Below are 13,486 nucleotides of genomic sequence, written 5' to 3' on the forward strand. Positions count from 1 at the left end.
TAATTTCTTTCACTACGTAGTACTTATTTATTAGAAATAAACATAAATTTAATCTCAATTCATTAGTGTGGAGTATTACTTTATTTGCTAAAAGCGGAAAATAAGACAGTTGCCGGTAAATAGTAAGAATAATCCTACGCAAATATGATTTATACCGCATAGAGACATTCTTAATTAATACTGGACGCTATCTAATATTTCATCGTATCTAATAAAATCTTTCTCTGACATTAAGGAGTTCCTAATATAGTCAGATTTCTTTGTTTGTTCTTTATCGGTTAACTTTGCAAGTTTAGAGAAATCATCCTCAGCTTGAGAATATAAAGATGGCAATACGTCTCTACCTGCAGTCTGTAGAAATACTTCTAGATATGCTTTTGATTTAACTAAATCTATGCCGACAAAATCATACTGCTCACTCTCGCCTCGATAAATTTTTGAAAGTGACAGAAGAGAGGTTAAATCGCCATTTTCTAACGCTTTTTCACGCCAAATCAAAGCTTGTTGGAAATCACCCCCAGCTTCAAAGATCGCGACGATACGCCTAATCGCGGGTATATAACCTAGCTCTGCGGCCTTAACGTACTGGCGCAGTATAGTCCGGTCTTTTTTGGCTTGAAAAGCGAAGCTTATGTGACCATTTTTAATCCTTTCACCTTCTTCCATAAAAGCTTTTGCCACATCAAACTGTTGCGCTTTTTCTAAATAGTAGGCAGATAGCTCATTGTCATCGTTAAAGTAATACTGAGATAATCGGAAGTACGCGAAGCTAGGCTCAGTTGCACCAAGCTCTATCAATTGGTCATGGTATTCTTCACGCAGCTTAGACTTTTCAGCAGAGCTTACCCAACCAGCTTTAGTGTATAGGTAACGCATTGCTGCCAAGCTGCCATTGCTAGCAGCGAGTGTCAGGTATTGTTGATAAGAGTCATCTTCCTGATAAGCAGAACGCTTTCTCTTCAGCTCAATCGCATATACATAGCTCGCGTTAGCATGGCCAGCGTCAGCGGCAAATTTTAAGTATTCTAATGCAGCATCATTTTTGAGCTGAACTCGTAAAAGCTCGCCATATTCGTAGGCCTCTTCAGGCGTCAACGTACTAACATCGTACATTTCTTTCCCGACAGCCCAAGAAGAAAAACAGATAATAAAAGCCAGTGTAACAAGTGTTTTTTTGACTAATGTATCAAATAAGTATTTAGCCAATGTTAACACTGCTTCCCCCTTGCAAAACACCACCACAGCCTACGGAATCTCCTATTCTAGCAGCCGGTTTACCGTCAATTTTTACGGTAGCTGAACCAGAAGAAATTGCCCTATCATGTTTAGGATTCTTAGGTTTATCGTGCGCTTCTAAAGGGTCTCCCAGACGGGCGACCGAAATACCATCTGCTTTTACTGTTCCCGAACCAGATATAATCGGGGTCGGTGGAAATCCATCATGGCCAGTGCCTATATGCCCAACAAGAGCTGCTTTGCCCATATCTGTCTCCTAGACGTTTCATCCTGATACAGCCATTAAGCAAATATCAAACCAGATATTAACTCATACTAAAGGCTAATAAATACGTTAAGTAAGGTGAGGACTCTAACTTATTTCTTGCTCCACAGGCAACTATTTACCCGTAATGAGTAATATATTTCCGATCCTCACTCCATAAGTATTTAAATAATAAACATGTCAGTTTCACAGCAATATTAATTAATAATTAAATTATTAAATTATTATACCAACATTTTTTATAAGTAATTATTGCCTGACAGATTTATGAAATAAAAAATAATTGTTTTGGAATTAGACTTCAGCTTTTAACTAATATTTTGGGAATATTCCCATTAAAATGTATATTACTAATATATGTAATAGCGTGAACAGCGTAGCAGTCTGTGTTAGTATCGCTCGCTAAATTTTCATGAGGTCAGTGGAATGGATTGTCGATTAGGGTGCGGGGCTTGTTGTGTTGCTCCGAGTATTTCATCTCCTATTCCAGGAATGCAGCGCAAACCTGCAGGTGTGCGCTGCATTCAGCTCAATGACGAGAATCTGTGTAGTCTGTTTGGAAAAGCAGAAAGACCCAAGGTATGCCACCAATTCAAAGCATGCCCAGTCATATGTGGAACAACGACGCAACAAGCGTTGGACAACATTACTGAGCTCGAAAACATCACCTAAGTTGATCGGGCAACTATTTGCCAGTCGTATTTTTCGGGTACAAAAAAACCGCAGTTACTGCGGTTTTTACTAGGACAGTTTTTGCCTGCCGAGCAATGAGTGCGACAATGTTGTACCGTCAACTAACTCTAGTTCACCGCCCACAGGCACTCCGTGAGCAATTCGACTTGCAGAGACCTGATGTTCACGACAAAGCTCTGCTATGTAATGAGCAGTCGCTTCACCTTCTACTGTCGGGTTGGTCGCCAAAATCACTTCAGTGACATCTCCACGGCGAAGACGGTAATCGAGCACGTCGAGGCCAATATCACTAGGACCAATTCCATCTAATGGTGATAGGTGCCCCATCAACACAAAGTAACGCCCAGAAAACTGACCGGTTGCTTCTACCGCAGCAATATCTGCTGGGCTCTCTACAACACATATTTGGCCATTTTCTTGTCGTTTTGGATTGGTACAAATATGACAAACTTCTTCTTCAGTAAAAGTTCGGCATTCACTGCAGTGACCAATTTCGGTCATTGACTGACTGAGCGCATCCGCTAACTGCAATCCACCTTTTCTATCTCGCTGTAACAAATGAAAGGCCATACGCTGCGCCGACTTGGGGCCAACCCCAGGTAGACAACGTAAGGCCTCCATCAATTGCTCCAGCATATGACTGGTGCGCATTAATCTTTACTCGATTAGAATGGCATCTTCATGCCTGGTGGTAGTTGCATACCGCCAGTTACACCTGCCATTTTTTCTTTTTGAGTTTCCTCAACTCGACGCGCCGCATCGTTGAAAGCAGCTGCGATCAAATCTTCTAGCATTTCTTTATCGTCTTCCATTAGACTCTCGTCAATTTCAACACGGCGTACGCTGTGGCTACCAGTAATCGTTATTTTCACTAGGCCGGCACCAGACTCACCTGTTACTTCCATATTAGCGATTTCTTCTTGAAGCTTTTGCATGCGATCTTGCATTTGCTGGGCTTGCTTCATTAGATTGCCCATACCGCCTTTACCAAACATGTTTATCTCTCTGGTTATTTAGCTTGTTTCGTTATTAGATTGGGTTGAAGCCAAATAGTTTCAACCCCTCAAATTAAATTGGCCTTACACTCTCGGAGTCTAGCTCTGCCGCAAATCGCTTCTCGATAAATTGCACATGCGGATCATTTTCTAAGCTGGTAAATGCCTGTTGCAGTCGGCCTTGGTAGAGTTTGTCTCTCAGCTCAAGCGGGGTTTCTCCGCTGTCACCAACTTCAACACTTAATTGGCATTCTTCGCCTAATACTCGATTTAGTTCACCAAGCAGTTCACTTTGAGCCTTATCGGTATTTAAGTGCGCCTGTGTTGATCGTAGTGTTAAAGCGATGGTTGAGCCACTTTTCTCATACCAAGAATTCAGTGCTAATTGCTCGGTTAGCTTCGCCGTGTTGAGCTGACTGATAAGTTTGGCCCATTCACTTTGGTTCAAACTCTCATCGACTAGCTTTTGCACCATTTCCGGTGTTTTCTCATGTTCTAACGCCTTTTTGAGTAGCGTTGGCGTTAGTTCTAATGTCTCTTTTTTTGCCTGTGGAAGAATTGGCTTCCACTGATAATGTTCATTCTTAGCGGGTTCAGGTGCCATATTTGGGTTATGGCTTGATAATGGCGACACCTGCCCTGCTTCAGCGTGTTTCTTAGCTACACGGTCAAGAACAGACTCTGATTTTGCAGATGTCGCATTAGCCTTTTTTGGCGAATTACCCTGAGTTGGATTAATACCTTTACGCTGTGAGCGCAATTGATGTCTCAAGCCACTCACTGGTGACGACGAACGCGCATCAGATTGCGGACGATTCATCGGTTGAGACTGTGGCGCTTCCTGCACTGAACCATATTGCTCTGGTGGTGGCATATATTGAGGTTCATCGTAATGAGGCGGAGGCTCAGGCATGTAATCCATTGGAGGCGCATCATAACCTTGCGTTGGCGGCACAGGATTCGCAGATGTCATATTCTGAGATGCTGGCGGCTGCGGCGCTTGACGCACTGGGGCAACCTGAGACGGCTTCGGTGCAGGCTGTGAAGTTACGGGCGCAGCTACTGGCGCACTCGCAACCTGTGGCTCTGCATCCGTTGAAATCACGTTCGCCTGCGGTTTAGACGCAGGTCTAAATGCCATCATTCGCAGAATAACCATCTCTAGACCAATACGTTCAGACGGTGCCAGAGGCAGGTCTTCTCGGCCTTTCAATGCAATCTGGTAGTACAACTGAACATCTTGCGGGCTTAAAGCACGACTTAATAATTCAATTTTTTCAGCGTCAGGTTGCGCTTGGTCTAATGTTGCAGGTAGAGCTTGGTACATCGCTAGGCGATGCAATTGAGTCGATAACTGTTGAAGTAACCCGTCCCACTCAACGCCATTTTGAGCCAATGCAGAGATACACTCCATAGCGGTCTGAGCTTGCTTGGAGCTAATAGCCTCTAGTAGATGCAATGCTTGATCAGTATCTAGCGTACCGAGCATGTGCGCTACGCTATCCGTCAGAACTTGACCATTGCCAAGTGCAATAGCTTGGTCCGTTAGACTCAATGCATCACGCATACTGCCATCAGCCGCATGAGAAATCATACCCAAGGCGCGCGCTTCTGCACTGACTTGCTCTTGTTTTAAAATATGATCAAGCTGCTCATGAATAGTATCAACACTGATTGGCTTCAAATGGAACTGAAGACAGCGTGATAAAATCGTCACCGGCAGTTTTTGCGGATCGGTTGTCGCGAGCAGGAACTTCACATACTCAGGCGGCTCTTCAAGCGTCTTAAGCAGCGCATTGAAACTATGACGCGAAAGCATGTGGACTTCATCGATAAGGTAAACCTTAAAGCGACCACGTGCAGGCTTGTACTGAACGTTATCCAACAGTTCACGAGTATCTTCAACCTTAGTGCGAGAAGCCGCATCGATTTCTAATAAATCGACAAAACGACCTTCGTCTATCTCTTTACAAGTATCACACGTACCACATGGATTAGCGGTGATTCCTGTTTCACAATTCAATCCTTTAGCAAACAAACGCCCGATCGACGTTTTACCGACCCCTCGCGTCCCACTAAACAGGTACGCGTGGTGTAGACGGTTTTGGGCTAAAGCATTTTCAAGTGCTGTTAAAACGTGGGCTTGACCAACGACTTCATTAAACTTAGTCGGTCGCCACTTTCGCGCTAAGGCAAGATAACTCATGAAACTATACCCATTAATAACCTACCCGATTAGTGACCTTCAAACTCACAGATGCTGTATACGTCTAGGCCTAAACCTTCAAGACGCTTATCACCACCGATTTCAGGAAGGTTAATCACAAACGCAGCATGTTCTACAACACCACCAAGCTGACGAATTAGCTTAGTCGTCGCTTCGATTGTGCCGCCTGTTGCTAATAGATCATCAACCATTAGCACTTTGTCACCTTCAGTGATGGCATCAGTATGAATTTCAAGTGTATCCATACCATATTCAAGCTCGTATGACTGAGCAACCGTTGCGCGAGGTAGCTTGCCTGGTTTACGAACTGGCACAAAACCCAAACCTAGCTCAAGAGCCAGCGGAGCACCAAATAGGAAACCACGAGCTTCAGTACCTACAACTTTGGTAAAGCCCATATCTTTGTACTTATCAACCAGTAGCTGAATAGTAGCTTGGTACGCCTTTGCGTCTTCCATTAGGCTCGTCACATCACGGAATAGAATGCCTGGTTTTGGGTAGTCAGGAATGCTTTTGATGCTTGATTTGATCTGCGCGATTGTTTCAGTTGTCATAATTCTATACTTAGATTGGCTATATCATTGCTAGACACCATCACTGGGTCTAGATTCAGCATAGTTTTTCGCACAATCTACCCTATAGATATGCCCGAAACAGTCATCACGGATCGTTGTGCTTAAAACAGTGCCTAAAAAACAAACGCCCACTTAAAAAAGTGGGCACACTTCCCAGCAATCTTAGTGATTTTCTTTGCTATCGGCAAGGTACTCAGTCACAGGTAAACGAATAAACCAGCTCAGCAATACCACCAGCATTACCACTAGCATGATCTTTAACCAGAAATGTGGCACGACCCAAATTGACAGCGTAAAACTGAATACAATCCAGATAGCGCCACGCTTCTTCACTTTGGCTGTGACAGCGCGATTTTGATGCCAGTTATCTAAGATTGGCCCGAACGTTTTATGATTGTGTAACCAACGATGAAAACGAGGGCTGCTGCGCATAAAACACGCGCTTGATAACAGAATGAAAGGCGTAGTAGGAAGAAGAGGGAGGAAAATACCGATAATGCCCAGAATCAGGCTGAGCACGCCAACAACGTATAGAAAAACTCTGCGAATAATGATGGCATGCTCCGTAAGCCGCTATTAGAACCCTACGTACCCATTCAACACTCGAATCCAAGTCAGTGTTGCTGGAAGAGTTGGGATCAGTAGTACAGCAATAAATCCTAGAAAGTAGAAGATATTATAAGGTTCTTTAAAATCGTTGTCTGCCATGAGCTTGCTTCTCTAAATATTGAAGGTGACGATATGCCCAATCAATCATTAATCAGATGTTAATAAGTTGGGCTATTTTTGTTTATGGCGGACTATACCCTATTCGGCCAATCACAAACACCGACCAAAAAAAGGGTTATTAAAAAGTTATCATTTAGAGTTAGGCGTTGGCCCCGCGATAGATATCCAAACTAAAGCTACTTGAGCCGAGACAGCTCAAGGTTAGTTGACACGCAGACTGAATATTTAAATCTGTAGTGATAAAGTTTTTAAGGCAATTATCGCCAAGCATTTCACCGGCGTTAATATGCTGCGACAAATAACCGTTGGCCCACTGTGCGTCTAGACCTGCCGGAAGTATCGACAGCGTCCCCTCAGATAAATCTGCAATACCAAATAGAGCTTTCACTGGCGTACTGCAGTCGGAACACTTGATCCCTTTCTCTAGCAAAGTGGCGAGATCTTTTAAATCAGCATTGAAGCACTTAAGGTTACGTAAGTAATCATGGAAAAGTGCTCGTACGAGTAAAGTTGTCGCTGCGCCATGCTGCCCTTCACTATTCGAGTCCACAATGTAGAACGCAAATTGACCATTCATTAGCCATGCATAGTCCACGACAAGTGGCATGACATCAGTTGACTGTAATAGGCGATAGCCGCATTTCCAGTCTCCTTGAGAGGTGTCTTTATCTGGAAGTAAGGCATGCAACAGATCTTTCGCCGCACTTGGGTTGTCATCTAGGTATTCAAGGTGCCAGTGCAGTTCTTGCTCTTCTGGAACATCACCACTATCGATTCGAAACCATTGACTTGAGAAGTCACGTTGATCGCTTAGATGGTTATCCGAGTCATCAAGGGTATTTTCTATCGCACAAGCAAGATGTTCATGATTGCCAATCGGCTTAGGCAGAAAATCTTTAATACCAAAACGCAGCGCTTTGGCCACGTCGGCGATATCATCGGTAGCAGAAACGACGATAAGGGGCATGGATGGGTATTCTAAGCTGACTTCTTCAACGAACTCGATTCCGTCTAATATCGGCATTGAGAGATCACAGAGAATAAGATCCGGCTCATGATTACGAAGTTTCTGTAAGCCATCAAGACCATCTTCCGCTTCAACAACTTTGTAACCTTGAGATTCTAAAAAACCTGAAGTAATACGACGAAATATAGGATCGTCGTCCACCAGCATAATCAGTTTTTGAGCCGCAGCGACAGGCATAGCCGCGTTGGTTCCAACTTCTATTGTCTTATGCATAATACCTACGCCTCACACAACTAAGAGTACAACTGTATTATTATTGTTATTCTTGTCGATTGTTTCACACACTCTTTAAAAAGTAGCCTTGAACGGTGATTTATACAAATCTTCCACTTTGAGGCCTTGTTGCATACTATATGTATGGAATATCAACTTTCTATAAACTTGTTGATGTGACTCAAGCTTTGACATTTGATATACATATAAATTAACCAAATTCGTAAAAAAGTGTGTCCGACATAATGAAACTAGATGATCTAAACCTATTTAGGCTTGTCGTTGAAAATGGGAGCTATACAGCAACTTCCCGTAAAACGATGATCCCTGTTGCGACAATTACGCGACGCATTCAGGCATTAGAGGAGTCATTAAACCTCCGTCTTCTAAATCGCCATGCCCGTAAACTTTCTCTTACAGAGGCAGGTGAGCGCTTTTTTAACGAATGTTCTCCGTTATTAAATCGCCTGACGTCTGCGGCCGAAGAGATCACCGATGAGTGCCGTGGAGCCGCGGGAAAAATCCGCATCATTGCCCCATCGAATCTAACCAAGCGTATGATGATGCCAATGTTCAATGGCTTCATGATCCAATACCCAGATATCAATATTGAGCTCACTACAAGCAACCAAGCAGATCAGTTGGATCCGACCGAGTGGGACGTGATCTTCCGCGTCGGTCCTCAGCGCGACTCTAGTCTTATTGCACGTAAGATCAGTGCAGTAGCAGACATTCTTGTCGCTAGCCCAGAGTACCTAAAGAAATACCCTGCGCCTCAGCACGCTGAAGAATTACATCAGCATTCGCTGCTAAAAGGTGCACCATTACTGAAATGGCAACTGTCTAATCACAGTGGCGAAATTGTGGTAAATAATGATAAAGGCCGCTTCCAAGCTGACACATTAAATGTGGTGAGAAGTGCCTGTTCTGATGGTCTTGGTATTACCTTGATGCCAGACGTAATGATCAAAGAGTACATTGACGACGGCAGCTTGGTTCGAGTACTTGAGAATTGGAGCGCCAACCCACGCGACATTTACATGCTGTATAACCACAAAGATCATTTACCTGAGAAGGTGCGATTGTTTATCGACTTTGTCATCGCCTACAACATTCACTAAAAAAAGAGCTCGGTCAGTGACCGAGCTCTTTTTTATTTGGCTATAAATACTCAACAAATTTGGTTAAGTCACGCTCTGGAACTTTCATTGGCGTACAGTTTGGCGTGCCAAGGTACAAGAAGCCGACGATTTCATCTTCTCCCTCTAAGCCAAAGGCTTGGTGTACTTCTGGATGGAACATCCACTTTCCTGAGCGCCAAAAGCCTTGAAAGCCTTGGGCAACCGCTGCCATCTGCATCGCCTGTACGGCACATCCAGCAGAAAGGTGCTGCTCGATTGCTGGCACTTTTTCGTGCTCGGTCACTTTTGCGATAACCGTGATCACCATAGGTGCTCTAAAAGGTGCGTTCTTAACCTTGTCCACGACCGATTGCTCACTTTGTTCCGCTTCAGCCGCTTTCACTAAGATATCTGATAGTTTACTTAACCCTTCACCTTGAGCGATGACAAAACGCCATGGAGTAAGACCCGCATGATCCGGAGCACGTAGGCCAGCGCGAATAATATTTTCTAGGGCATTACCTTCTGGAGCTGGCTCTGACAACTTTGCAATTGAGCGACGATTGAGCAACAAATCTAGAGCATCCATTTGACTTCCTTTTTAATTTTCTATTTTTCTTCTTGATAATAACTCTCACAAACTAAAAAGGCGAACCTCTTGGCTCGCCTTTTGGTTTCACTATCTCTATGGATAGAATTTCTCGTCAATACCGGCTCTAGTCAGTAGACCGTCGCATGGGGCAAATCGATCACCGTACTTTTTCGCATGCTCGTTCATAATCTCTACAAGCTGCTTGATACCAATTTGATCCATATAGCGGAAAGGACCACCAAGGAATGGCGGGAACCCAATACCGAAGATCGCGCCGATATCACCGTCTCTAGGACTGCGGATGATACCTTCATCTAGACAGCGCACTGCTTCATTAAGCATTGGCAGCACACAGCGCATCGCGATATCTTTCTCTGCCAGTTTTGACTCAGGGTTAAGGCTAAGAAGTTTATAAACCGATTTATCGACTTCTTTCTTCTTACCTTTGTAAGTGTAGAAACCTTTACCACTCTTACGCCCTTTACGGCCGTCGTTAAGCAGCTTGTCGAACACATCCGGCCCTTGGAAGCGACCACCTAACTCTGCAACCAAAATCGGCATGATCTTCGCGCCAATATCAACGCCCACTTCATCGAGTAGAGTGATTGGCCCAACAGGGAAACCAAAATTAAGCAGAGCTTTGTCTAACTGCTCAATCGGCTCACCCGCCAACAATACTTGCGCGGCTTCGTTCATGTACGGTGCAAGAATGCGGTTAACATAAAAGCCAGCGCAATCTTTAACGACAATCGGCGTTTTGCCTTGCTTACGAACAAACTCAACCACAGTCGAGATTGTCTCGTCTGATGTCGTTTCATGAGGAATAACCTCAACCAGTGGCATTTTCTCTACTGGGCTAAAGTAGTGTAGACCGACAACATTTTCAGGGCGCTGCGCTTTCTCTGCGATCTGATGAATTGGCAGTGATGAAGTATTAGTTGCGAAAATGGTGCTATCTTTCGCGTTCTCTTCGATATCAGCAACCATCTTCTGTTTAAGGTCTAAATCTTCAAATACCGCTTCAATCACAATGTCAGTATGGTTAAAGCGTGTGAAGTCTACCCCACCCGATAGCTGCAGCATCTTACTTTGCAGTTGAGCTTTTGAGATAATGCGGCGTTTTCGCTGCTTTTCGAACAACTTATAATTATATTTCAGCGCGTTCAATACACCATCATTCGAGACATCTTTAATGCGTGTAGGGACTTTAGCTTTGGCCACGCTTACGTGACTAATGCCTGCGCCCATCAAACCACCACCTAACACCGCGGCATTGGCAATCGCTTTTGGCTCTGCATCACTGCCGTGCTCTTTCTTCATCTCTGTTGTGGCGAAGAAGATTGAACGAAGCGCTTTCGATTCTGATGTCATCACCAGTTCGCCAAATCGCTCAGCTTCTTTCTGTTGGCCTTGCTCGAAACCTTTTTCTAGACCAAATCGAATCACTTCAAGAATTGCATCTGCGGCTGGGTAATTACCACGTGTCTTTTCATTGGTCTTTTTCGCTGCTTGTTCGAAAATGACTTTACGACCTAAACCAGTGTTGGAGATAAGCTTCTCTTTGGTTGACGCTTTACGTTTACTCTTTTTCTTACCCGCATTCTTCTCAACAAAGCTCTTTGCAACCTCGAGCAAAATAGTCTCAGGAACGACTGCATCAGCAACACCCAATTTTTTCGCTTTCTTAGCGCGAAGCTGCTTACCAGTAAGGATAAGGTCAAGCGATGGCAGCAGACCAATCAAACGTGGTAGACGCTGCGTACCGCCTGAGCCCGGTAGTAAACCAAGCTGCACTTCAGGAAGACCCAAGCGCGTCTTATCTGAATCTGTACATACGCGGTAATCACACGCAAGCGCCAGCTCTAATCCACCACCAAGACACGGACCATGGATAGCCGCAACCACTGGGTAAGGCAGATCAGACAATTGCTGAAACATCTGCTGACCTTTTTCAGCCAATGCTTGTGCTTCTTTAGCGCTAGTACATGCATCAAGCATGCGAACATCAGCACCTGCGATAAAGTTGTCAGGCTTAAGAGAGTGAACAATCAAACCTTTAATCGTTGACTGTTTATCTGCCAGTTGAGTGAAGATCGCTTCCATTTCTGCAGCAAACGCTGCCTGTAGCGTGTTCATCTTCTCGCCAGGTACATCGATAGATAACCAAGCGATATCTTGTTCATCAATAGATAAGTTAAATGCCGTTTGCTCGCTCATTACTCTACCTCCAGTACCATTGCCGCGCCTAAGCCACCTGCTGCACACGCCGTATTGAGTGCAAGACCGCCACCTCGGCGTTGTAGCTCTCTTAATGTTTGCGTAATCATACGCGCGCCAGTAGCAGCGAATGGGTGACCATAAGCAATAGAACCACCGAGAACATTAAACTTATCCATATCGATCTCGCCGATAGCTTTTGCTCGGCCTAGTTTTTCTTGGGCAAACTTATCGCTACCGAACGCCTTCACGTTAGAGAGAGCTTGAGCAGCAAACGCTTCGTGCATGTCAATCAAAGTTAGGTCTGCAAGCGTGATACCTGCGCGATCTAGCGCCATAGGAGTAGCATAAGATGGACCCATCAACATATCGCTTTCGACACCAATAGCAGAGAACGCGTATGAGCGGATGTAACCCATGATATCAAGTCCAAGCTCTTTCGCTTTGCCTTCACGCATCAACATGATTGCAGCCGCACCGTCGGTTAACGGGGTACTGTTTGCCGCAGTCACACTGCCGTATTGTCGGTCGAATGCTGGGCGTAGTTTCGCATAACCTTCCATCGTCGAATCTTCGCGGATATTGTTATCTTTTGAAATCCACTTCTTATACGGTTCAGGGAAAGCGGTCATCACCTCCCCTTCAATTTTTCCGTCGTTCCAAGCTTGCGCAGCTAACGTATGTGAACGGTGAGCCAGTTCATCCTGAGCTTGGCGAGTAATTCCGTGTGATTTTGCCATCTGCTCTGCAGTTTGGCCCATTGATAGGCCCGTTGAATACTCTGCTACGGCAGGCGGCACTGGCATCAAATCTTTAAATGACAGAGTCTTAAGAATTTTTAGTTTTTGGCTCAGTGTTTTGGTTTTACTGAGCGCAAGTAGATTTGCGGCGAGTTTTTTTGAAACACCAATTGGCAATACAGAAGAAGAGTCCGCACCACCGGCAATACCGACATCAATGGTTCCCGACATAATACTTTCAGCGACATTCACCGCTGACTGAAAGCTGGTCGCACAAGCACGTGTCACACTGTAGGCATCCGTATGGATGTTCATACCGGTACCTAACACAATCTCACGTGCGATATTTGGCGCTTCTGGCATTTGTACTACCTGACCAAATACCACTTGTTCAATCAACTTGGGATCGATTTCGGTACGAGCAAGCATATCGCTCACTACCATTTTGCCTAAATCCACGGCTGGTACTTGGCTAAATTCGGTACTTTGACGTGCAAAAGGCGTGCGCAAACCTGCGACTATTGCCACACGTTCTCCTGAGCGAGTTTTCACTTCCTGCTTGCCCATTGTTGCTCCTTAATTAATAGAGGTCTGACCAGAGTCATTGTAACGAGAATGTTAACTCAATCAAACGGTCGTTTGAATAAACGTGACTTACACCAGATTCCTTCGACGAAAGGATCAGTAACCCTATGATACTGCTGAGAGTTCATATCACGTCAACTTGGTGTAACTTTTACTATTAGCAGTATTTTATGGAATGACAGGCAAAAAAAAACCACACATAACTGTGTGGTTGGAATGTATAAAGCAATTAACGTAACGCCAATTGAAATAATCAGTTTCCTGATTAGGA

General features: G+C 44.5%; 14 protein-coding genes. 2 read left to right on the top strand and 12 right to left on the bottom strand.

Features of this window, described 5'->3' with window-relative positions:
• Positions 1 to 174: 174 nt before the first annotated feature.
• Positions 175 to 1,215 carry a sel1 repeat family protein gene (locus ELS82_RS12900; protein ID WP_134835832.1) on the bottom strand — a complete coding sequence of 347 codons (1,041 nt, stop codon included), beginning with the start codon at positions 1,213 to 1,215 and terminating at the stop codon, positions 175 to 177.
• A complete protein-coding gene (locus tag ELS82_RS12905) occupies positions 1,199 to 1,483 on the bottom strand; it encodes a type VI secretion system PAAR protein (RefSeq protein WP_134835833.1) in 285 nt (94 codons plus the stop codon). The genes ELS82_RS12900 and ELS82_RS12905 overlap by 17 nt, the downstream gene beginning before the upstream one ends.
• Before the next feature lie 444 nt (positions 1,484 to 1,927).
• Between ELS82_RS12905 and ELS82_RS12910 the strand changes: the two genes are divergently transcribed.
• Positions 1,928 to 2,173, top strand: a complete 246-nt coding sequence (locus tag ELS82_RS12910) for a CxxCxxCC domain-containing protein (RefSeq protein WP_134835834.1) — start codon at positions 1,928 to 1,930, stop codon at positions 2,171 to 2,173.
• A gap of 69 nt (positions 2,174 to 2,242) precedes the next feature.
• On the opposite strand, the gene recR is transcribed toward ELS82_RS12910, so the two are convergent.
• The 7 genes from recR to ELS82_RS12945 all read right to left on the bottom strand — a co-directional run bounded on the left by recR (position 2,243) and on the right by ELS82_RS12945 (position 7,960).
• Entirely contained in the window at positions 2,243 to 2,845 is a 603-nt protein-coding gene (gene recR / locus ELS82_RS12915) for a recombination mediator RecR (protein WP_134835835.1), read from the bottom strand.
• Positions 2,846 to 2,859: 14 nt separating this feature from the next.
• Positions 2,860 to 3,189 (bottom strand): YbaB/EbfC family nucleoid-associated protein, encoded by a 330-nt coding sequence (locus tag ELS82_RS12920; protein WP_134835836.1) that lies wholly within the window; start codon positions 3,187 to 3,189, stop codon positions 2,860 to 2,862.
• Positions 3,190 to 3,262: 73 nt separating this feature from the next.
• Positions 3,263 to 5,395: a DNA polymerase III subunit gamma/tau gene (gene dnaX / locus ELS82_RS12925; protein ID WP_134835837.1), complete on the bottom strand. Its 2,133-nt coding sequence runs from the start codon at positions 5,393 to 5,395 to the stop codon at positions 3,263 to 3,265.
• 29 nt (positions 5,396 to 5,424) lie between these two features.
• Complete coding sequence (gene apt / locus ELS82_RS12930) at positions 5,425 to 5,970, bottom strand: adenine phosphoribosyltransferase (RefSeq protein ID WP_134835838.1); 546 nt, start codon at positions 5,968 to 5,970, stop codon at positions 5,425 to 5,427.
• Positions 5,971 to 6,153: 183 nt separating this feature from the next.
• A complete protein-coding gene (locus ELS82_RS12935; protein WP_134835839.1) occupies positions 6,154 to 6,546 on the bottom strand; it encodes a YbaN family protein in 393 nt (130 codons plus the stop codon).
• A gap of 21 nt (positions 6,547 to 6,567) precedes the next feature.
• On the bottom strand, positions 6,568 to 6,699 hold the full coding sequence (locus ELS82_RS27350) for a hypothetical protein (protein ID WP_134835840.1): 132 nt from the start codon (positions 6,697 to 6,699) through the stop codon (positions 6,568 to 6,570).
• Positions 6,700 to 6,859: 160 nt separating this feature from the next.
• Entirely contained in the window at positions 6,860 to 7,960 is a 1,101-nt protein-coding gene (locus ELS82_RS12945; protein ID WP_134835841.1) for a response regulator, read from the bottom strand.
• Positions 7,961 to 8,205: 245 nt separating this feature from the next.
• Between ELS82_RS12945 and ELS82_RS12950 the strand changes: the two genes are divergently transcribed.
• On the top strand, positions 8,206 to 9,081 hold the full coding sequence (locus ELS82_RS12950) for a LysR family transcriptional regulator (protein WP_134835842.1): 876 nt from the start codon (positions 8,206 to 8,208) through the stop codon (positions 9,079 to 9,081).
• A gap of 40 nt (positions 9,082 to 9,121) precedes the next feature.
• Here the strand turns inward: ELS82_RS12950 and ELS82_RS12955 are convergent, their stop codons facing one another.
• The 3 genes from ELS82_RS12955 to fadI all read right to left on the bottom strand — a co-directional run bounded on the left by ELS82_RS12955 (position 9,122) and on the right by fadI (position 13,197).
• Positions 9,122 to 9,670, bottom strand: coding sequence for an NAD(P)H nitroreductase (locus tag ELS82_RS12955; RefSeq protein ID WP_134835843.1), 549 nt, complete (start codon positions 9,668 to 9,670; stop codon positions 9,122 to 9,124).
• Positions 9,671 to 9,766: 96 nt separating this feature from the next.
• Positions 9,767 to 11,890: a fatty acid oxidation complex subunit alpha FadJ gene (gene fadJ / locus ELS82_RS12960; protein ID WP_134835844.1), complete on the bottom strand. Its 2,124-nt coding sequence runs from the start codon at positions 11,888 to 11,890 to the stop codon at positions 9,767 to 9,769.
• Complete coding sequence (gene fadI / locus ELS82_RS12965) at positions 11,890 to 13,197, bottom strand: acetyl-CoA C-acyltransferase FadI (RefSeq protein ID WP_134835845.1); 1,308 nt, start codon at positions 13,195 to 13,197, stop codon at positions 11,890 to 11,892. The genes fadJ and fadI overlap by 1 nt, the downstream gene beginning before the upstream one ends.
• Positions 13,198 to 13,486: the final 289 nt, after the last annotated feature.

Source organism: Vibrio ouci (assembly GCF_004551525.1).
Taxonomy (GTDB): Bacteria; Pseudomonadota; Gammaproteobacteria; order Enterobacterales; family Vibrionaceae; genus Vibrio; species Vibrio ouci.